Annotated in this window: 18 protein-coding genes, 1 tRNA gene and 1 riboswitch; of the genes, 10 read left to right on the top strand and 9 right to left on the bottom strand. The window is 73.5% G+C overall.

The window, feature by feature from the left end; all coding sequences use genetic code 11:
* Positions 1–14: 14 nt before the first annotated feature.
* Positions 15–1,391 (bottom strand): glycoside hydrolase family 26 protein, encoded by a 1,377-nt coding sequence (locus ACIP5K_RS10620; RefSeq protein WP_401407647.1) that lies wholly within the window; start codon positions 1,389–1,391, stop codon positions 15–17.
* A gap of 131 nt (positions 1,392–1,522) precedes the next feature.
* On the opposite strand from ACIP5K_RS10620, the gene ACIP5K_RS10615 reads away from it, so the two are divergent.
* Together ACIP5K_RS10615 and ACIP5K_RS10610 are read left to right on the top strand one after the other, a co-directional pair.
* Positions 1,523–2,818 carry an ATP-grasp domain-containing protein gene (locus ACIP5K_RS10615; RefSeq protein ID WP_401407645.1) on the top strand — a complete coding sequence of 432 codons (1,296 nt, stop codon included), beginning with the start codon at positions 1,523–1,525 and terminating at the stop codon, positions 2,816–2,818.
* The gene (locus ACIP5K_RS10610) at positions 2,818–4,098 is read left to right on the top strand and encodes an FAD-dependent oxidoreductase (RefSeq protein ID WP_401407643.1); all 1,281 of its coding nucleotides are present in this window, start codon (positions 2,818–2,820) and stop codon (positions 4,096–4,098) included. Before ACIP5K_RS10615 ends, ACIP5K_RS10610 begins: the two co-directional genes overlap by 1 nt.
* A gap of 235 nt (positions 4,099–4,333) precedes the next feature.
* On the opposite strand, the gene ACIP5K_RS10605 is transcribed toward ACIP5K_RS10610, so the two are convergent.
* The 3 genes from ACIP5K_RS10605 to ACIP5K_RS10595 form a co-directional block, all read right to left on the bottom strand.
* Positions 4,334–4,987: a chaplin gene (locus tag ACIP5K_RS10605; RefSeq protein ID WP_401407641.1), complete on the bottom strand. Its 654-nt coding sequence runs from the start codon at positions 4,985–4,987 to the stop codon at positions 4,334–4,336.
* A gap of 130 nt (positions 4,988–5,117) precedes the next feature.
* A complete protein-coding gene (gene chpD, locus ACIP5K_RS10600; protein WP_353947123.1) occupies positions 5,118–5,345 on the bottom strand; it encodes a chaplin ChpD in 228 nt (75 codons plus the stop codon).
* 225 nt (positions 5,346–5,570) lie between these two features.
* Positions 5,571–5,981, bottom strand: a complete 411-nt coding sequence (locus ACIP5K_RS10595; protein WP_401407639.1) for a rodlin — start codon at positions 5,979–5,981, stop codon at positions 5,571–5,573.
* Positions 5,982–6,229: 248 nt separating this feature from the next.
* Between ACIP5K_RS10595 and ACIP5K_RS10590 the strand changes: the two genes are divergently transcribed.
* The 3 genes from ACIP5K_RS10590 to ACIP5K_RS10580 all read left to right on the top strand — a co-directional run bounded on the left by ACIP5K_RS10590 (position 6,230) and on the right by ACIP5K_RS10580 (position 8,401).
* On the top strand, positions 6,230–6,640 hold the full coding sequence (locus ACIP5K_RS10590) for a rodlin (RefSeq protein WP_401407637.1): 411 nt from the start codon (positions 6,230–6,232) through the stop codon (positions 6,638–6,640).
* A 352-nt stretch (positions 6,641–6,992) separates the two neighbouring features.
* Entirely contained in the window at positions 6,993–7,889 is an 897-nt protein-coding gene (locus tag ACIP5K_RS10585; RefSeq protein ID WP_401407635.1) for an LCP family protein, read from the top strand.
* Positions 7,890–7,990: 101 nt separating this feature from the next.
* On the top strand, positions 7,991–8,401 hold the full coding sequence (locus ACIP5K_RS10580) for a rodlin (RefSeq protein WP_401407633.1): 411 nt from the start codon (positions 7,991–7,993) through the stop codon (positions 8,399–8,401).
* A gap of 108 nt (positions 8,402–8,509) precedes the next feature.
* Here ACIP5K_RS10580 and ACIP5K_RS10575 read toward each other — a convergent pair whose 3' ends face one another.
* On the bottom strand, positions 8,510–8,797 hold the full coding sequence (locus tag ACIP5K_RS10575; RefSeq protein ID WP_401407631.1) for a hypothetical protein: 288 nt from the start codon (positions 8,795–8,797) through the stop codon (positions 8,510–8,512).
* Positions 8,798–8,994: 197 nt separating this feature from the next.
* Here ACIP5K_RS10575 and ACIP5K_RS10570 point away from each other — a divergent pair, with 197 nt between their 5' ends.
* From ACIP5K_RS10570 to ACIP5K_RS10550, 5 genes are all read left to right on the top strand, one after another.
* A complete protein-coding gene (locus ACIP5K_RS10570; protein WP_401407629.1) occupies positions 8,995–10,248 on the top strand; it encodes an alginate lyase family protein in 1,254 nt (417 codons plus the stop codon).
* A gap of 47 nt (positions 10,249–10,295) precedes the next feature.
* A tRNA-Met gene (locus ACIP5K_RS10565) sits at positions 10,296–10,369 on the top strand.
* A 157-nt stretch (positions 10,370–10,526) separates the two neighbouring features.
* Complete coding sequence (locus tag ACIP5K_RS10560) at positions 10,527–11,636, top strand: PP2C family protein-serine/threonine phosphatase (protein WP_401407627.1); 1,110 nt, start codon at positions 10,527–10,529, stop codon at positions 11,634–11,636.
* Between the two features lie 215 nt (positions 11,637–11,851).
* Positions 11,852–11,988: riboswitch (cyclic di-AMP (ydaO/yuaA leader) on the top strand.
* An 11-nt stretch (positions 11,989–11,999) separates the two neighbouring features.
* Entirely contained in the window at positions 12,000–13,067 is a 1,068-nt protein-coding gene (locus ACIP5K_RS10555) for a M23 family metallopeptidase (RefSeq protein ID WP_401407625.1), read from the top strand.
* Between the two features lie 141 nt (positions 13,068–13,208).
* On the top strand, positions 13,209–14,162 hold the full coding sequence (locus tag ACIP5K_RS10550) for an aldo/keto reductase (RefSeq protein WP_401407623.1): 954 nt from the start codon (positions 13,209–13,211) through the stop codon (positions 14,160–14,162).
* Positions 14,163–14,202: 40 nt separating this feature from the next.
* On the opposite strand, the gene ACIP5K_RS10545 is transcribed toward ACIP5K_RS10550, so the two are convergent.
* From ACIP5K_RS10545 to ACIP5K_RS10530, 4 genes are all read right to left on the bottom strand, one after another.
* Positions 14,203–15,510, bottom strand: coding sequence for a PrsW family intramembrane metalloprotease (locus tag ACIP5K_RS10545; RefSeq protein WP_401407621.1), 1,308 nt, complete (start codon positions 15,508–15,510; stop codon positions 14,203–14,205).
* Between the two features lie 254 nt (positions 15,511–15,764).
* Positions 15,765–16,619, bottom strand: a complete 855-nt coding sequence (trmB, locus tag ACIP5K_RS10540; RefSeq protein WP_401407619.1) for a tRNA (guanosine(46)-N7)-methyltransferase TrmB — start codon at positions 16,617–16,619, stop codon at positions 15,765–15,767.
* Positions 16,620–16,756: 137 nt separating this feature from the next.
* Positions 16,757–17,965 (bottom strand): L-2-hydroxyglutarate oxidase, encoded by a 1,209-nt coding sequence (gene lhgO, locus ACIP5K_RS10535; protein ID WP_401407617.1) that lies wholly within the window; start codon positions 17,963–17,965, stop codon positions 16,757–16,759.
* Between the two features lie 105 nt (positions 17,966–18,070).
* Complete coding sequence (locus ACIP5K_RS10530) at positions 18,071–19,513, bottom strand: MFS transporter (protein ID WP_401407615.1); 1,443 nt, start codon at positions 19,511–19,513, stop codon at positions 18,071–18,073.
* Positions 19,514–19,608 lie beyond the last annotated feature (95 nt).

Raw genomic sequence — 19,608 nt, 5'->3', positions numbered from 1 at the left:
GTGGTCGCGGCGGCTCAGGAGCGGCGCTGGAACCAGTCGAACCGCAGGCACAGCTTCCCGCCGAGCCAGTGCTCGACCCAGTCGCCGAGGTCGACCGGCGAACACCGGGGCGGCTCCGGCGGGTCGACGGGCTCGGTCGGGTTGACCGGCTCGGTCGGCTTGTCGCGACCGCTCAGCGTGGCCCGGTAGACCGCCGACGCCTTCGGGTTCTCGTCGCACTGCCACACCCCGTGCGGGCAGTAGTCCGTCAGCGTGTTGTAGAGCGGCTCGTGGGCGTCCATCCAGGCGAGCATGCGCTTCATGTACTCGGCGTTGTCGCCGTTGCGGAACAGCCCCCACTCCGGGTACGAGATCGGCTTGCCGTGCTGCGCCGCGAAGTCGACCTGCGCCTGGAGCCCGTACGGCTCGGAGACCTGCTCGTCGAAGGACTTGTTCTCCGGCTGGTCGTACGAGTCCATGCCGACGATGTCGACGACGTCGTCACCGGGGTAGCAGTCGGTCCACGGCACGGCGTCCCGGCCCCGGCTCGGGGTGAAGTCGAAGCGGAACTTCTGTCCCGGCACCGACCGCATCACCGTGACGATCCGTTTCCAGTACTTCTTCCAGGACTCGGGATCGGGACCGCACCGGTGGGTGTAGGTGGTGCCGTTCATCTCCCAGCCGAGCACCACGACGGTGTCCGGCACGTCCAGGTCGACCAGGCGCTCGGCCAGCGCCCGGTAGTGCCGGTCGAAGTCGCCCTGGGCGCCCTGCTGGAGCAGGGTGCGCACCTCGGCGTCCGGCACGCCCTCCTCGTTGCGCTCCAGCATCGGCACGTTGAGGACGAACAGGCGGTCGTCGCGCTCCTTGCGCCACTTGGCCCAGCTGTCGAGGAACGACTGGCCGCCCTCGATGTTGCTCCACCGGTCCCCGGGCAGATAGGTGTGCCCGACCCGCAGGTCGGCCCCGTCGAGCCACTTCGACAGCTGTGCCATCCGGGTCACGCCCCGGGGCCCGTAGTCCAGGTAGGCGCCGAACGCGGGGTGCTTGTCCGGGCTCTTGCCGGGCTCCTGGGCGGGGGGCGCGGACGGCGAAGCGGACGCGGTCGGTGTGGCGTCCTGGGTCCCGGACGGCGTGGCGGACGGGGCCGGGTCCCGGTCACCGGCGACGCTGGGTTCCGGCGCGGGCCGCTCGCTCGCCGCCGCCGGTGCGGCGGCGGGGCCCGGGTCGTCGGCGTCGTCCGGCCACCACGGGATCGGGCCCGTCCCGGTGGTCGGGGCCGGGTCGGGGCGTGGACTGGCGTCCGCCGGCTCGACGGTCACCGATCCTGACGCGACCACCAGCGAGACCAGGACTCCCGCCGTGATCAGTGGGAGTCGTCCGTTCTTCTTCCTACGGCTTTCTGCGGCCATGCCTTGCTCCTCGTGCGCGACGCTCCATTTCTGACAATCAGTCACATATATGCCCAATGCGCCAATCGGGGACCGTCCGATGGCTGGTCTTCGTCACCCTCGTGGGCTAGTTCCTGGAAAGGAAGCGACACATGTTCGACCCCGGTGTCCCGGTGGTGCTGCTGCGGATCGACCCCAACCCCTTCCACCACGGCACCCTGGGGGCGGTGAGATCCCTGGGGCGCTGCGGCGTGGAGGTCCACGTGGCCGCCGAGGCGGACCGCAGCCCGGTCGCCCGCTCACGCTTCGTCAGCCAGATGCACCCACCACCGCCGCCCGGGGCGCCCCTGGCCGAGATCGCCGCGACGCTGCGCCGGACCGCGGCCCGGGTCGGCCGGCCGGCCGTGCTGATCCCGATGGACGACGCCGGGGCCATCGCGGTGAGCCGGCTGGGCGGCGCGCTGGCGGGCCCGTACCTCCTCCCGGACCAGCCCGACGGTCTCGCCGAGCACGTCGCGGACAAGGCGCGGCTGCCCGAACTCTGCCGCGGCCTGGGCATCGCGCACCCCGCCACGGTGGAGCCGCGCGACGAGCAGGAGGCGGCCGCCGCGGTCGGCAGCCTCGGCCCGCAGGTCGTGGCCAAGTGGAGCCGCCCGTGGCTGCTGCCCCCGGACGCCGGCCTGCGCAGCACCAGCCTGATCAGCACCCCGCAGGAGGCCAGGAGCCTGTACCGGTCGGGCCGGGGGACCGGCAGCGCCCTGCTGCTCCAGAAGCACCTGGCGGCCGGGGGCGGCGACTGGTTCTGCCACGGGTACGCCGACCGGCTCGGCCGGCTGCACGGCGGGGGCACGGGCAGCAAGCGCCGGGCGTGGCCGCGCGGCGCGGGCCTGACCGCCGTGGGCCGCTGGTCGCCCGTCGCCGAACTCCAGTCCATGGTCGAGCGCCTGATCGGGGAACTGCGCTACCGGGGCATCTTCGACATCGACTTCCGCGTCGACCCGGACTCGGGCCGCCACTGCCTGCTGGACTTCAACCCCCGGCCGGGGGCGCAGTTCCGGCTCTTCGCGGACGCGGGCGGCCTGGACGCCGTACGCGCCCAGTACCTGGACCTGACGCAGCAGCGGCTGCCCGCCGGACGCCCCCTGCCGGGCCGCACCTTCGTCGTGGAGAACTACGCGCCGCTGACCGCCCTGCACGCCCTGGCCTCCCGCGCGCTGCCCGCGCAACGGAGCTCCCCGCTGCGCGAACTCGCCTGGCACGCCCCCGACGACCCGGCCCCCGCCCGGCACATGGCCGCCGAATGGTCCCGGCACGCGGCCCGCCGCCTGCTGCGCCGGCCCGCACCCGGCCCCGCCGGCCCCGCCGTCCACCCCGGCCACCCCGACCACCGCACCGAACCGCCGGCCGCCGCACACCCGACGCCGGCCGAACGAAAGGCGAGCTGCTGATGTACGACCTGCTGATCGTGGGGGCGGGCCCGTACGGCTTGTCCATCGCCGCGCACGCCCGGGCCAGAGGACTGCGCACCGCCGTCTTCGGCAGACCGATGGAGTCCTGGCGCCACCACATGCCCCGCGGGATGTTCCTCAAGTCCGAGCCGTGGGCCTCCAACCTCTCCGCCCCCGGCGCGACGCTCCGCCTGGAGGAGTACTGCGCGGGCATCGGCACGACGGCGCGCCACGGACACCCCATCCCGGTGGAGACGTTCGCGGACTACGGACTGTGGTTCGCGCACCGCGCCGTGCCCGGTCTGGACGAGCGGATGATCACCCGCATCGACGCGGCGCCCGAGGGCTTCACCGCGCGCACCGAGGACGGCGAGCTGCTGCACGGCCGGGCCGTCGCCCTGGCCACCGGAGTGCTGCCGTACCTGAACCTCCCCGCGGCGCTGCGCGGACTGACGGAGGATCACGTCACGCACAGCAGCGGCCACAGCGACCTGGACCGCTTCGCCGGCGCCGACGTCACCGTGGTCGGCGGCGGCCAGGCGGCGCTGGAGACGGCGGCGCTGCTCGCCGAGCAGTCGACCCGGGTCCGGCTCGTCGCCCGCGCCCCCGCACTGGCCTGGAACAGCGTCCCGCCGCCCTGGGACCGGCCCTGGTGGCAGAGCCTGCGCGCCCCGCACAGCGGGCTGGGCTGCGGCTGGCGCAACTGGTTCTACGCGCAGCGGCCGGGCGCCTTCCGCTGCCTCCCCGAGGGCACCCGGGCGGGCATCGCCGCGAGCGCGCTGGGCCCCGCGGGGGCCTGGTGGGTCCGGGACCGGGTGACGGGGTCGGACATCGACATCCGGCTCGGCCGGACGATCGTGGACGCCCGGCTGGAGGCCGGCCGGGTGCGGCTGCGCACGGCGGGGCCCGGCGGGGCGGACGTGGCGGAGTTCGCGACCGACCACGTCATCGCGGCCACCGGCTTCGAGGCGAGCTGTGCCCGGATGACGGTGCTGGCACCCCGGGTGCGCGCCCTGCTCGCACCGCGCCCCGAGAGCGCCCCGCGGGTGGGCCGGGGCTTCGCGTCCGACTGCCCGGGGCTGTTCCTCGCGGGCCTGGTCACGGCGCCCGACTTCGGCCCCGCGATGCGGTTCGTCCACGGCGCCACGTACACGGCGCCGGCGCTGGTCGACGGGGTCGAGCGGTATCTCGGACGGCAGCCGTCGCGGGGCGGGCCGGTGGTTCCCGCGGGTCGCAGGCACGCGCCGCAGACGGTCGCGGCGGTGGCCGACGGCGGCTGACCGCGGGGCCGGTGGCTCGTTGGGGTGACGAGCTGTGCGTACGGGTGAACCGGTTCTTCAGGGGGGAACCGGCGGTGGTCCACTGGACCCCGTCACGAGAACCGCCGCGCCGCTGCCCTCCTCCCAGCCGTCGGCGTCACGCCGTGGGCGGGCAGCCCTTCCGAGCGGCTTCCTCCGGGGTCGGGAAGAGCTTTCGCAGAGTTCTTCCCGACCTGGCACGCGGCCCCGGTGGCGCTCAGCGCCTCGCGGGGCTCGACCTGCGGTACAGGATCCCGCCGCCGACGAGCAGCCCGGCGCTGGCGGCCGCGGCGGCCAGCAGGTTCGGGTCGGCCCCCGTGTCGGCGAGCCGCTCACGCGCCTGCGGCGCCCGTACGGCCGCCACCGGCGACAGCACGTCGTGTCCCGGACCGGGCCGCGGCACGCTCGCCTGCGGCACGTTCGGCACGGACCGCTCGGTGGGGGGCGGCGCGGGAGTGCTCGGCGCCTCGGGGGTCACGGGCGTCGCGGGGGTGGCGGGCGGCGCGGGCGGCAGGTGCTCCTCCACGGGCGTCGGGGCGGCCGAGGCGTCGCCGGAGCCCGCGCACGCGTTGCCCGTCGCGGGGTTGAGGGCGCCGACCACGTCGGCGGTGTTCCCGCAGAGGTTCACGCCGATGTCCACGGGCGCCTGCACCGTGTTCCCCGACAGCAGGCCGGGGGAGTGCGCGGTGGTCTCGGACCGGGGGGTCTCGCCGTAGCCCTGCTCCTCGTGCGGCGCGGTGTCGGCGGCGGAGGCGGACGCGCCCGCGTCGGCCTCGTCACCGGTCAGGGCCGCGGCCCCGGCGCCGGGCATGGAGAGCATGCTCGTCGCGGCCGCGGCGGCCATGACACCGATCCTCAGTGCCTGCCTCAAAGCGTTTCCCTTCCTGCTGAAGTCGTGCGTGGGTGCTGCGTGCGTCGTGCGGACGTCCCGCCCGAAAGCGCGGCCGACCCTGGAACCCGAGGGTGTCCAGGGTCGGCCGGAGGCTGAGAGCCGTCGTGCTTCAGACGTTCGCGCAGGTGTTGCCGAAGGCCGGGTTCAGCAGCGCGATGACGTTGACGCTGTTGCCGCAGACGTTGACCGGCACGTGGACCGGGACCTGGACGACGTTGCCGGACAGGACGCCCGGGGAGCCCACGGCCGCACCCTCGGCGCCGGCGTCCGCGAACGCGGGGGCGGCCATGCCGAGGGCCATGATGACGCCGGCGACGACGGTGGCGCTCTTCTTCAGGGACATGTGTCTCTCCTTATTTGCGAGAAATATGAATGACGAGCCAGTTCGAAAGGGGATCACTTTCTCGCCCGGCCCCTCGACATCCAAAACGAGGCAACCGCGGGCGAGGAAACTGGGTGCCCGCTTAATTGATGAAAGGGTGCGGCCATTCGGGCACAAAAAAGCTCGGACCGCCCGCGATCCGAGGAAGCGGGCGGCCCGAGCTCTGCGTGCGGCGGCCGGTCAGCCGTTCGCGACGCCGTTGCCCGAGAGGACGGGGATGTCGCTCAGGATGTGCGACAGCGGCTCGTCGCCCTTGGCCTGCGTCGAGTTCTCCGTGCACTGCTGGTTCTGCGGGGCCGACAGGACCGGGATGTCCTGGACGGCGATCGGCACGACGCCGACGAGCGAGCCGACGTTGGCCTTGGCCGGCAGGCCGATGCACGGCTTGTTCAGCGACCCCTGGACCAGGCCGAGCTGGGGGCTCATGTCACCCTCGGTCATGGAGTTGCCGAAGGCCTGCTTCGCGCCGTTGCCGCTGAGCGAGGTGGTGCCGCCGTCGTCACCGAGGGCGAGGGCGGACGGGGCGGCGGCCGCGGAGACGCCGACGACGGAAACGGCGACTGCTGCGGCAGCCATAGCCTTCTTGAGCATTGATGTGTTCCTTTTCTGACAGGCACCGGTTTGCTGCGAAGGAAACAACTCCGGACCGGGGTGAATGGTTCTCCATGTTCACCCGTTTGCCCGCACGTCCCGCCGGCCGGTCCGATCGTGCAGCGAGTCGGATAGTCATTTCTTCTGCCTCCGGCCGAGGCCCCGTCCGGGTGAACGTGGACAACCGATCCGAAGAAACGGAGTTGTTCACGGTGCTCCCAGAACGCAAATGAAGGGGAACCCTCATCATGATGAAGAAGGCTATGGCTGCCGCAGCGGTCGCCGTTTCCGTCGTCGGTGTCTCGGCGGCCGTGGCTGCGCCCGCGATGGCGATCGGTGACGACGGTGGCACCACCTCGCTCAGCGGCAACGGTGCCGAGCAGGCGTACGGCAACTCGGCCACGTACGGCAACATGAGCCCGCAGATGGCGCTCATCCAGGGCTCGCTCAACAAGCCCTGTGTCGGCCTGCCGGCCAAGGTCAACGCCGGTTCGCTCATCGGCGTCGTGCCGGTCTCGCTCCAGGACATCCCGGTCCTGTCGGCCCCGCAGAACCAGCAGTGCACCGAGAACTCCACCCAGGCCAAGGGCGACGAGCCGCTGTCGCACGTCCTGGACGACATCCCGGTGCTCTCCGGCAACGGTGCCGCCAACCACTGACGCAGCACGCATTTCCCGCTGGGCCGCCGATTTCCGGCGGCCCAGCGGCATTTCCGGCCCGTGGCGCGAAAGAGTTATTTTCGCTCCGGCGTGCGCGGGCTGCGCGGAGGGAAAAAGAGGATGTGCCTACGATCCTCGCGCATCGACCCCTTCGCAGTGGAGTGTCACGATGAGGAAAAGGTTTCTTCAGGGCGGCCGCAGGAGGTGGGCAATCGGCGCTCTCGCGCTCGGATTCCTGGCCTTTTCCGGTGCCGCGGCCGGACAGGCGGCAGGCGCCCTGCCCACCCGGGTGAATGCCTTCGGCGGTCTGGAGAATCGTCCCGCCGGCGGCAGCGGCACCAATATCCTCCTGATGGGAACGGACAGCCGGGACACCATCACCCGTGCGGAGAAGGAGAAGTTCCACGCCGGTGGGGTCGCCTGCAATTGCAGCGACACGATGATGCTGGTCCACCTCTCCCGCTCGCACGAGAGGGTCAGCGTGATCAGCCTGCCGCGCGACTCCTACGCGGAGATCCCCGCGGTGCGGGAGCCCGACGGCACCCGGCGCGAGGCCCACCCGGCGAAGCTCAACGCCGCGTACGCGGAGGGCGGCGCGCCGCTCGCCGTCGCGACGGTCGAATCCATGACCGGCCTGCGCGTCGACCACTTCCTCCAGATCGACTTCCGCCGGTTCATGGACGGCGTCGACGCCGTCGGCGGCGTGACCGTCTGCACCGGGCGCCGGCTCACCGACCCGGCCACGAAGCTGGACCTCGCGCCCGGCCGGCACCACCTCGCCGGGGGCCCGTCCCTCCAGTACGTGCGCTCGCGCCACGTCGACACCAGCGCCGACCTCGGCCGGGTCCAGCGCCAGCAGCGGTTCCTGGTCAACGCCCTGGGCGGGGCCGGGTTCAAGAAGACCCTCGCGAGCCCGGCCGGAGCGGCGCGGCTCGCCCGGACGCTGCTCGGCACGGCCACGGTCGACCAGGGCTTCACCGCCTCCGACCTCGTGGCCCTCGCCCGGGAGCTGCGGCGCGTCCCGCTCAAGGACATGGAGTTCGGGACCGTGCCCATCGCCGGGTTCAACCCGCTGATCGAGAACGTGGGGTCCACGCTGCGCTGGGACGACGAGCGCGCCGCCCGGCTCTTCGCCACGCTCCGCGAGGACCGCCAGGTGACGTCCCCCGCGTCCCGCACCCAGCCGCTCGACCCGCCGCGCCTCCAGGAACAGCCCGTCGTGCGCGGCGACACGTACGCCTGCGCGTGAGGTGCTGGGCCGAACGGGTCGCGCTCCGCAACCGTCCGATTCCTCATCAGTTGATCGGGTGTGGCTCCGCACTCGGAGTTCGTTCAGTGAAGGGAAAACTCATGAAGCAGAAGCTGTGGGCGACCGCGACGCTCGCCGTGTCCGTCGCCGGTCTGTCGGCCGTGGCCGCCCCGCAGGCGCTGGCCATCGGTGACGACGGCGGCACGACGTCCATCAGTGGCAACGGCGCCGAGCAGGCCTACGGCAACTCCGCGACCCACGGCGACATGAGCCCGCAGCTCGGCCTCGTCCAGGGCTCGCTGAACAAGCCGTGTGTCGGTCTGCCCGCCAAGGCCAACGTCGGTTCGCTCGTCGGCCTGGTGCCGATCGCCGTCCAGGACATCCCGATCCTGTCGGCCCCGCAGAACCAGCAGTGCACCGAGAACTCCACCCAGGCCAAGGGCGACGAGCCGCTGTCGCACGTCCTGGACGACATCCCGGTCCTGTCCGGCAACGGTGCCGCCAACCACTGAACCACCTGAGGGGGCGGCCGCCGGTGGGCGGCCGCCCCTCCTCGCCCCCGGGTACGACGACGGCGGCGGATCGCACGCGATCCGCCGCCGTCGTCGTACCCGGACGTGCTACTCGACCGCGGGCAGCAGGCCGGTGACCGGCGCCGCGAGGTCGGTGAGCTGGTGCAGTTCGTTCAGCCGGTTGAGCCCGCCGAGCTGGGCCGTGGTGCTGGGCACCGCCGCACGCTCCTCCTGCGGGATGGCCATCATGGACACCGAGTCGAGCGTCGCGGTCGGCGAGATGGCTTCGCCGTCACCGGCCAGCGGAAGGGGGGCGGCGCCGGCCGTCGGCACCGCGATCGCGGTGGCGCCGACGGCGAGCAGGACGGCGGTCAGGGCGCGTCGAGTTGAGGTCATGCCCCTACAACGGCGCCGCGGTGCGGGCAGATACGGGGGCCGGGGGGTGCCCACCCGTCAGGTCTAAGAAGGGGAAGGGCCGTTCGGACCGCGCGCGGTGCCGCCCGCCGCGGGCGCCATCCGGCGCAACAGATACTGCGGGCGCGCGGCGCAGGGGTCAGGCTGCCAGTGACCGAACCGGAGGCCGGAGGTAGGGCATGGCAGCGGCGAGATTCCCCAGGACACGTCCCAGGGCCTGGTGGGGGCGGCGTGTTCTTCTGGGGAGCCTGCTCCCCCTCGTCACGATCGCGGCGACGGGCTGCGGCTCGGCCGGACCGAGCGACGGCGGCGCGCGGGCGGTGGCCGCGCCCCGGGCCGCGGGCGGGGCGTTCACCCACCCCGGGGTGCTCGTCGGCCAGGACCAGCTGACGGCCGCCCGCGACCACGTGGCCCGCAAGGAAGAGCCCTGGCTGTCGGCGTACCGGGCCATGGGCCGCAGCAAGTACGCCGCGCTCGACTACACGCCGAAGGCCTACGAGACGGTGGAGTGCCCGCCCGACACGCGCCCGGGGCAGGGCTGCGTGGAGGAGCGCGAGGACGCCATCGCCGCGTACACCCAGGCCCTGCTGTGGAACATGACCCGGGACAGGGCCCACGCCGAGAAGGCCGTGGAGATCATGGACGCCTGGTCGGACAAGGTGAAGCGGCACACCGAGGGCAACGCCGGGTTGCAGACCGCCTGGGCCGGCAGCTCCTGGGCGAAGGCCGCCGAGCTGATGCAGTACACGTACGACGGCTGGCCGGACGGGCAGGAGCTGAAGTTCCAGCGGATGCTGCGCGAGGTGTACCTGCCCGTGGTGCGCCCCGGCTCCGCCGACTTCAACGGCAACTGGGACCTGGTCATGGCCGACGCCACCATGAACATCGCCGTCCACCTCAACGACCACGCCGCCTTCGACCAGGCCGTGCACCACTTCCGGGCCCGCGTCCCCGCGTACTTCTACCTCTCCTCCGACGGCCCGCTGCCGGTCGAGCCCGAGGGCAGCGGCATCGACACCCCGGCGAAGCTGCGGACGTACTGGTTCGGGCAGACCACCTTCAAGGACGGCCTCGCCCAGGAGACCTGCCGCAACTTCAAGCACGCCAGCTACTCGCTGGCCGCCACCTCGCACATCGCCGAGACCGCCTGGCACCAGGGCGTCGACCTGTACGGCGAGGTGAAGGACCGGCTGCGGGCCGCGCTGGAGTTCCACTCCAAGTACCAGCTCGGCGCCACCGCCCCGGCCTGGCTGTGCGGCGGCAGGGTGCAGCGGGACATGGGGCCCGACACCGAGATCGGCCTCGGCCATCTGCGCGGGCGCCTGAAGATGGACCTCCCGCAGACCGTGCGGCTGACCCGCGAGGAGCGGCCCGAGGGCACCGACGACCTCTTCGTGGCCTGGGAGACCCTGACCCACGCCACCGCCGCCTGACGGATTGGCGTTCCGCGTCCACCATGGCGTAGAGTCAGGTTCACCGACGCGGGGTGGAGCAGCTCGGTAGCTCGCTGGGCTCATAACCCAGAGGTCGCAGGTTCAAATCCTGTCCCCGCTACTGAAGGCCGAGGCCGGAATCTCATCGAGATTCCGGCCTCGGTCGTTTTCGTGCGCCCGCCACCCGTACGGCCCACACCAGGTCGCCGCCGCCGCGCTCCCCGGGAACCCTTGACGAGACGCCGTAAACCGGGCGCGGACGTGGCAGGAGACGAGCGGTGGGGAAGCGCGCAGGGCGGCACAGATCGGTGGCGGAGAGCAGCGGCACCCGGTGGTTCCTGCGGGCGCTGCCGGTCCTGCTGATCCTCGGCGGTGCCTGCTACGAGTACGTGACCCCCTCCGGCTTCTCCGGGGCTCCGCTGTTCAGCGCGGCTCCCCTGGTCAGCGCCCCGTTCTTCTCGCTGCGGAGCACGGTCCTGGCCGGGATCGGGTCGATCCTGGCGATCCTCGTCGTCCATTTCCGGTACACCCAGCGGGTCGGCACCGACATCGTCACCGAGATGGCGACCGTGGCCACCGTCTGCGTGCTCGCCTGCTTCATCAACCGGATCGTGCGGCGCGGGAACGAGCAGCTGGACTCGGCCCGGCGGATCGCCCAGGCCGCCCAGTTCGCCGTGCTGCCCGAACCGGCCGGCCGGATCGGCGGGCTCGCCATCGCCGCGCGCTACGAGGCCGCGCAGGCCGGTGCCTTCATCGGCGGCGACCTGTACGCCGTCCAGGACACCCCGTTCGGCGTGCGCATCGTCGTGGGGGACGTGCGCGGCAAGGGCATGGGCGCGGTCTCGGCGGTCGCCGTGGTCATCGGGGCGTTCCGGGAGGCCGCCGAGCAGGAGGGCAGCCTGGAGGCGGTCGCCCTGCGCCTGGAGCGGGCGCTGGCCCGCGAGGGCACCCGGCGCGACGGCATCGACGACTTCGAGGGCTTCACCACCGCCGTGCTCGCCGAGATCCCGCACGGCGACTCCCGCGTCCGCATCGTCAACCGCGGCCACCCCGAGCCGATCCTGCTGCTCGGCGACGGCACCGTCCGGATGATCCCGGTCGTCGACGGCGTGGGGGCGCTGCCGCTCGGCATGGGCGAGCTCGGGTCCTGGCCGGACCGGGTCGCCGAGGCCCCGTTCCCGGCCGGGGCCACCCTGCTGCTGTACACCGACGGGCTGTCCGAGGCGCGGGACGCCGCGGGCGTCTTCTACGATCCGGCGGACCGGCTGTCCGGGCGGATCTTCCCCGGGCCCGACGAGCTGCTCCTGTCGCTCGCCGCGGAGGTGCGCGCGCACACCGGCGGCGGCGCGACGGACGACATGGCGCTGCTCGCGGTCCGGCGGCCGTGACGCTGCGCAGACACCGCCCATAACAATTGACGAACCATCAGAAAGGTGGCCGGTTACCGTCGTCGGCCAAGTCGGGCGGTTATAGCCGTTCTTGACCCGTTAAATCCTGGCCAAAGGCGTGAACGATCAGTAGGAACAGCTTGGAATTACTGTCGGCTGTCTATTAACGTTCGATAACGCAGCGCGGTCGTCCCAGCCGTCACCAGCGACGGCTCCGCGCGCACGCGCTTAATCCCGCAAGGGAGCCGGGGAACCACCAACTTGGGGTGAATCGGGCATCTTCGTATGCCCGTAGGAGACCTTCCTGCTCCGAACCCGTCAGCTAACCCGGTAGGCGAGAAGGAAGGAAAGGAGAGCGCCCCCGTGGCGTCGAACCGGCCTGCCCCCGAGTTCTCCTCGTCGAAGGATCCGTCGAACGACGCGTTCGGCCCCCGGAGCGAGACCTGGGAGGAATGGAACCCCACCGAGGACTCCGTCCGCCCCGTCCGCGGGCGGCACCGCGTGGCCCGGCAGCGCGGAGGGCTCGCGCGCAGCTCCACCGTCCTCGGCGTCGGCGTGATCGCCGCCGTCGGCGCGGGCGGCATCGCCACCGCGCAGGGCGGCAAGCCCGCCGTCCACCTCTCCCTGCCCGACCTGTCGTCCGTCAAGGACTCGCTGCCCGAGGCCGCTTCGCTGCCGGGCGTCGGCGCGCTCATATCCGGCGGCTCCGCGCAGTCCGGCGACTCCGGCGGCTCCGGCGGCTCCGGCGGCTCCGACACCGCCGCCACCCCGCTCACCACGGTCGGCAACGGCACGTCGGACGCGGGCGAGGCGCTGCGCACCCGGATCCTGGCCCAGGCCGAGACCCAGCAGGACGCCGCCGACGCCGCCGCGCAGCGGGCCGCCGAGGAGGCAGCCGCGCAGCAGGCCGCCGACGAGGCCGCCGCCAAGCAGGAGGCGGCCGACAAGAAGCAGGCCGCCGAGAAGAAGAAGGCGGCGGAGGAGGCCCGGAAGAGAGCCGAGGCCGAGCGCCTCGCCGAGCTGGCCAAGAGCTACAAGCTCCCCGTCGCCTCCTACACGCTCACCGGCACCTTCGGACAGCCCGGCGCCATGTGGTCCTCCGGCTACCACACGGGCCTGGACTTCGCCGCTCCCACGGGTACCCCGATCCACGCCGTCCACTCCGGCACCGTCACGGAGGCGGGCTGGGCGGGCGCGTACGGCTACCGCACGATCATCACCCTCGACGACGGCACCGAGCTGTGGTTCTGCCACCAGTCGTCGCTCAACGTCAGCGCCGGCCAGAAGGTCTCCACCGGCGATGTCATCGGCCGCGTCGGCGCCACCGGCAACGTCACCGGCCCCCACCTCCACCTGGAGGTCCACCCCGGCGGCGACGCCACCGGCATCGACCCGGCCGCCTGGCTGCGCGAGCGGGGCCTCACTCCCTGAGCCACCGGCCCGCCGGTACGCGGGCTCCGGCGGTCCTGGCGGCAACCCCCCGACGCCAGGGCCGCCGGTTTTGCCTGCCCTTGAGGCGCGGACCGGCCCGCGCACGGAATGACGTGCTCCGCAACGGCGTTGAAGCACGGCATGACTTCTTCCGTTCTGCGCCCCCTCGGCCCCTCCGGTCTCGACGTCTTCCCGCTCTGCCTCGGCGGCAACGTCTTCGGCTTCACCGCCGACGAGGCCGCCAGCTTCGAGGTGCTCGACGCCTACGTCGCGGGCGGCGGCAACTTCATCGACACCGCCGACTCGTACTCCTCCTGGGCCCCGGGCAACAAGGGCGGCGAGTCCGAGACGCTGATCGGCAAGTGGGCCAGGGCGCGCGGGCGGCGCGACGACGTCGTCATCGCGACCAAGGTCGGCCGCCACCCCGACTTCCCCGGCCTGCGCGGCGACACCATCAAGGCCGCCGCCGACGCCTCCCTGCGCCGCCTCGACACCGACTACATCGACCTCTACTACACGCACTTCGACGACGACGAGACGATCCCGGTCGAGGAGATCATCGGGGCGCTCGACGAGCTGGTGAAGGCCGGCAAGGTGCGGCACATCGCCGTCTCCAACATCTCGCCGGAGCGGCTCCAGGAGTCCCTGGACTTCTCCGACCGCGAGGGCCTGGCCCGCTATGTGGCCATCCAGCCGCACTACAACCTCGTCTCGCGCGACACCTACGAGGGCGCCCGCCAGGACATCGCCTCGCGCGCCGGCCTGGGCGCGGCCCCGTACTGGTCGCTGGCCTCCGGCTTCCTCACCGGCAAGTACCGTCCGGGCGTCAGCGTCGACAGCGTCCGCGCCGACAAGGCCGCCGGCTACCTGGAGACCGGGCGCGGGCAGCGGGTCCTCGCCGCGCTCGACGAGGTCGCCCGGGCGCACGACGCCGAGGTCGCCACCGTCGCGCTCGCCTGGCTCGCCTCCCGGCCCACCGTCACCGCGCCGATCGCCTCCGCGCGCACCGCCGCGCAGCTGCCCGCGCTGCTGGCCGTCGCCGAACTGGAGCTGACCGACGCCGAGCTGGCGCGGCTGACCGAGGCGTCCGCCTAGCAGCCGCCCCGCACCCGGACCGGCCCGGTGGCGGCAGGGTCTAGTACCGGTAGGGGTTGTACGCGGGTCCCGGCGTCGGCCGCGGGCCCGTGTACACCGGCGGCCGGCGGACCGGGGCCGCGAGCCGCGCCCCGTAGGCGAGGGCCGGCCGTGCCGCGGCGCGCCGCTCCCACAGCGCCTCCAGGAGTTCCCGCTCCCGCACGACGAAGTCGGCGCCGGCCCGGCCCCCGCGCCCCCGGCGCCGCAGCAGGGCCAGGGACGTCGCGTCCGTCTCGTACGCGGCGAGCGCCTCCGCCGCCGGCCGCCCGCCGTAGTGCGCGGCGAACTCCCGCGCCAGGCGGCGCGCCTTGAGCGAGCCGAGCCCGAACGGTTCGGGGAAGGTCAGCCAGCCCGCCGCCACGTACGCGGGCAGCTCCTCGCGCACGGTGCGCAGTTCGCGCTGGCGCGTGTACACCGCGAGCCAGGTCAGCAGGCCGAAGACCGGCACCATGAAGACCGCGTACACGGCGAAGAAGCCGTACTCGCCCAGCGACGACGAGCTGTTCCAGAAGGCGTGCATGCCCATCGCGGCGAGCAGGCCCGCGGGCGGCAGCAGGAAGCGGCGGACCCGGCCCCGGTCGCGGGCGGTGACCGCGGCGATGCCGAAGCCGATGCCGGTGAGCACGGTGAACAGCGGGTGCGCGAACGGGGACATCACGACGCGTACGAAGAAGGTGGCGGCGGTGACCGAGCTGAGCACCGGGCCGCTGCCGGCCAGCTGGTCGGTGCCGAAGGCGTTCCCGAGGTACAGGACGTTCTCGGTGAACGCGAAGCCGGTCGCGGTGATCCCCGCGATCACGATGCCGTCGACGACGGAGTCGAAGTCCCGTCTGCGGAAGAGGAAGACCAGCAGCACGGCCGCCGCCTTCGCGGACTCCTCGACGATCGGGGCGATGACGGTGGCGCCGAGGGTGTCGGCGCCGGTCGGGTCGGCGGTGGCGGTCTCTATCCAGCGCGTCGCGAAGCTGTTGGCGACGATGGCGATGAGGGCGGCGGCGCACGCGCCCCACGCGAAGGCGAAGACCATGTTCCGCCAGGGGCCCGGACGCACCCGGTCCAGCCAGCGGAACGCGGCTATCAGGAGCGGGACGGGGACGACCGCGAGGCCGAGCCCGACCAGGAAGCCCCGGGTGCCGGTCTGCTCCCGGACGAGCGCCGCGATGACCACGCCGGACACCGCGAGCAGCGTGGCGAGTGCCGTGACCCGTACGCCCCTGCGCTCCCACCAGCGCGGGTGCCGGACGGCGCCGCCCGGGGCGGCGCCGAGGGCGTGGTCCTGGTGGGGCGGGTAGGCCGGGTACGGATCCACAGGTTGACCCTAACGAGCGATGCCGGCCCGCGCGACGGGGTCCCGGGACGGGAGCCGGGGCCGGGGGCTAGGGCGTGTCCGGCGGATCAGGTCGTAGTCGGGTGGCCCGCGTTTTTCCGTGCTGGTGAGCGGGGTCTGGTGCGTCGGGATGCAAGGCGGAGGAGGGCGTCGACGCGGAGCGTTGGCAACCGACGACAACGCCGCAGGTCGGCGTGCCGGACCCCGCGCCCGCGACAAGATCCGCCGGACAGGCCCTAGACGTGCCGGAACAGCAGGTCGTGCACCACGTGGCTCTTGTCCAGGCCCTTGCCCTCGAAGCGGGTCAGCGGCCGGAATCCGGGGCGCGGCGCGTACCCGCCGCCGGGCGCCGTGTTCTCGAAGTCGGGGTGGGCGCTCAGCACGTCGAGCATCTGCTCGGCGTAGTCCTCCCAGTCCGTCGCGCAGTGCAGCAGCGCGCCGGGCTTCATCGGGCCCGCGACGAGGGAGAGGAACTCCGGCTGGATCAGGCGCCTTTTGACGTGCCGCTTCTTCGGCCAGGGGTCGGGGAAGTAGACGCGCACCCCGTCGAGGCTGTCGGCGGGGAGCATCGAGCGCAGCAGGATGATCGCGTCGCCGTTGGCCACCCGGACGTTGGTGAGGCCGTTCTTGTCGGCCAGGTTGAGCAGATTGCCCTGGCCCGGGGTGTGGACGTCGACGGCGAGAATGCCGGTGGCCGGGTCCGCCGCCGCCATCCGGGCCGTCGCCTCGCCCATGCCGAAGCCGATCTCCAGGACGATCCGCTCGACCGCGGGAGCGGACTCCCCTGCGAACAGCGCGGGCAGGTCCAGCTCCCGCTGCCCGTCGACGTCCAGGCCCCACTGGGGCCACAGCCGCTGGAGCGCGTCGCCCTGCGCGGTGGTGACCCGGCCGCGGCGCGGCTGGAAGCTGCGGATGCGCCGCTCGTGGTGGGAGTCGGCGGGATCGGGCCGGGGGCCGTCGGGGAACCGGGGCTCGTTCGGGCGCGCGGGCGCCGCCGGCGGCTCGGCCGGGACCGACGGCTCGGCCGGTACGGGCGCAGGGTGCTCGGGCGCGGGGTGCTCGGGCGTGGGGTGCTCAACAGACTCAGACACAGTGGGGCGATTTTACGCGTGCGGCAGGGCGCGCCGCCGCTCGTGGGGGCCGTCGGGGGCGGGGCCCCGGGCGGCCGGACCCGGGCGGGCGGTCACCGCGCGGGCGGTCACCGCGCGGCCGGTCACCGGGCGGCCGGTCACCGGGCGGCGAGCGCGGCCAGTGCCCGCCGGGCCACCTCGCGGCCGAGGGGGAGCGAGGCGGTGGCGGCCGGCGACGGCGCGTTCAGCACATGGACCGTGCGGGCGCCCTCGCGGATCAGGAAGTCGTCGACGAGGGTGCCGTCGCGCAGCACGGCCTGGGCGCGCACCCCGGCCGGGGCGGGCGTCAGGTCCTCCGCCCGGACGGCCGGGACGAGGCGGCGCACCGCGGCGGCGAACGCGGACCGGGACACGGAGCGCCGCAGCTCCCCGGCCCCGTACCGCCAGTGCCGGCGCGCGAGGTGCCACGAGCCGGGCCAGGTCAGCGTCCGCGCCAGCTCCGGGGGCCGCACGACGCCCCAGCCGTACCCCTCCCGGGCCAGCGCGGGCACGGCGGTCGGCCCGGCGTGGACGACGCCGTCGAGGCCCCGGGTCAGGTGCACGCCGAGGAAGGGGAACGCCGGGTCCGGCACCGGGTGGACCAGGCCGCGCACCAGCTCGGGCCGGGCCAGCTCGAAGTACTCGCCCCGGAACGGCATGATCCGCAGGCGCGGGTCGTCCCCGGCGAGGCGGGCCACCCGGTCGCTCTGGAGGCCCGCGCAGTTCACCAGGACGCGGCCGCGCACGATGTCACCGGCCGCGGTGCGCACCGCGACGCCTCGGTCGGCGCGCCGGTCGATCCGCACGATCCGCGCGCCGTAGCGGATCTCGGCGCCGGAGGCCTCGGCGAGCCGCTCGGCGACCGCGCGGTAGTCGGCGACCCCGGCGGTGCCCACGTGGATGGCGGCGGGGCCGCGCACCTCGGGCTCGTACTCCTGTATCTGCGCGGGGCCCAGCTCGCGCACCGGGATCCCGTGCTCCCTGCCGCGCTGGACCAGGGCGTGCAGCCGGGGCAGCTCGGCGCGGCCGGTGGCGACGATCAGCTTGCCGGTGACCTCGTGCGCGATCCCGTACTCCGCGCAGAACTTGACCGTCTCGGCGGCGCCGCGCACCGTGAAGGCGGCCTTGAGCGAGCCGGGGCGGTGGTAGATCCCGCTGTGGATCACCCCGCTGTCGCGCCCCGTCTGGTGGCGGGCCGGGCCCGGCTCCTTCTCCAGCACGACGACCCGGGTCCCCGGCGCGGTCCGGGACACCGCATACGCGGTGGACAGGCCGACGATCCCGCCGCCGACCACCACCACGTCCCCGTCGTACCCGACCGTCCCCACCTGGCCTCACCTCCACTACCGGCATCCTGCCCGACGCCACTGACAACGCGGCGGGCCGCCCGTCCCCGGCCGGTCCGCCGCCCGTGCCCGCCCGCCGGGCACCCGCTACGCCGGTGCGACCAGCAAGGGCCGCGCCCGCTCCCGCAGTTCGGCGACCCGGGGCTCGTCCCCGTACGGCTCCAGGCGGTGCAGCAGGTCCCGCACGTACTCGGTGGTCCGCGCCGAGGAGATCCGGCCCGCCACCTCCAGGGCGCGGGTGCCCTGCTCGCAGGCCGCGTCCAGGTTCCCGGACTCCAGCTCCGCGACGGCCGACACCACCAGCCGCAGCCCGTGCGAGCGGACGAACTCCTCCGTCGGACGCGAGAGCGCCTGCTCGGTGAACCGGCGCACCTGCCGGGGCGCCTTCAGGTCGCGGTAGCACTCGGCGGCGTCCGCGGCGAAGCGGTCGTACGAGTAGAAGCCCAGCCACGAGGGATCGCTGTCGCCCTCCCGGGCCCGCTCCAGCCAGCCCTCGGCGGCCCGCAGCGCGGCGCCGGCCGCCTGCGCGTCCCCGGCGCGCGCGTGCGCGCGTGCCTCGACGAGCCGGAAGAAGCTCATGGTCCGCGCGGTGGACAGGCCGCGATTGCGCTCCAGGGCGGCCTGCGCCAGGTCCACGCCCTCGTCCCCGAACCCCCTGTAGGTGGCCTGGAGCGACATGGAGGCGAGCACATAGCCGCCGAGCGGCACGTCGGCGGCGGCCCGCGCCAGCCGCAGCGCCTGGATGTAGTACCGCTGGGCGGCCTCCTGCTGCCCGGTGTCGAACGCCATCCAGCCGGCGAGCCGGGTCAGCTCGGCCGCGGCGCCGAACAGCGAGCGCCCCACCTCGTCCGAGTACGAGCCGAGCAGCAGCGGCGCCGCCTCGACCCGCAGGCACTCCGGCACCATCGACGAACGCCAGTCGCCGCCGCCGTACTTGGAGTCCCAGCGCCGCGCGTCCTCCGCGGCCTCGCGCAGTTTCTGCACGTCGCTGTGGCCGACCTTCTGGACCTTCGAGCCGTCCTCGGCGCTCTCGGCCCCGGCGGCCACGTGCGGCTCGCGTGCGACGGACGAGTCGGCCGGTGTTATCAGCCACCGCGACGCGGGCGTGGCGTAGGCGCTCACCGCGAAGGATCCGGCCAGCGACTGCCAGATCCCGCCGCTGCCGGCCCGCCGCCCGGCGAGGTCGAGGCGGTACAGCTCGGTGGCCGACCGCACCGCCCCCGGCACGTCGCGCGGGAAGGCCAGACCCACTTCGGGTGCGGGGTCGGCGTCCGCGAGGCCGATCTCGTGCAGCGGTACGGGACGCCCCAGCTTCTGCCCGATGGCGGCCGCGATCAGGTGCGGGGCGGCGCCCTGCGGCACCATGCCCTTCGACACCCAGCGCGCCACCGACGTCTTGTCGTAGCGAAGCGTCAGACCGCGCTGGCTCCCGAGGTCGTTCACGCGCCGCGCGAGTCCGGCGTTGCTGATCCCCGCGAGGGCGAGAACGGCGCCTAACTTCTCGTTCGGCCCGCGTTGCTCCCTGGACATGCGCCACCCCTCGACACAGACGGCTGCCGCGTCAGGCGTCACCCAGACTGATACTGACCACTTCGGTGTGGCATAACCGCGCGGCATTCGTACAC

The organism is Streptomyces sp. NPDC088785 (genome assembly GCF_044750685.1).
GTDB lineage: Bacteria > Actinomycetota > Actinomycetes > Streptomycetales > Streptomycetaceae > Streptomyces.
The sequence above is the reverse complement of the archived record's forward strand: the minus strand, read 5'-3'. Positions and strand labels throughout refer to the sequence as shown.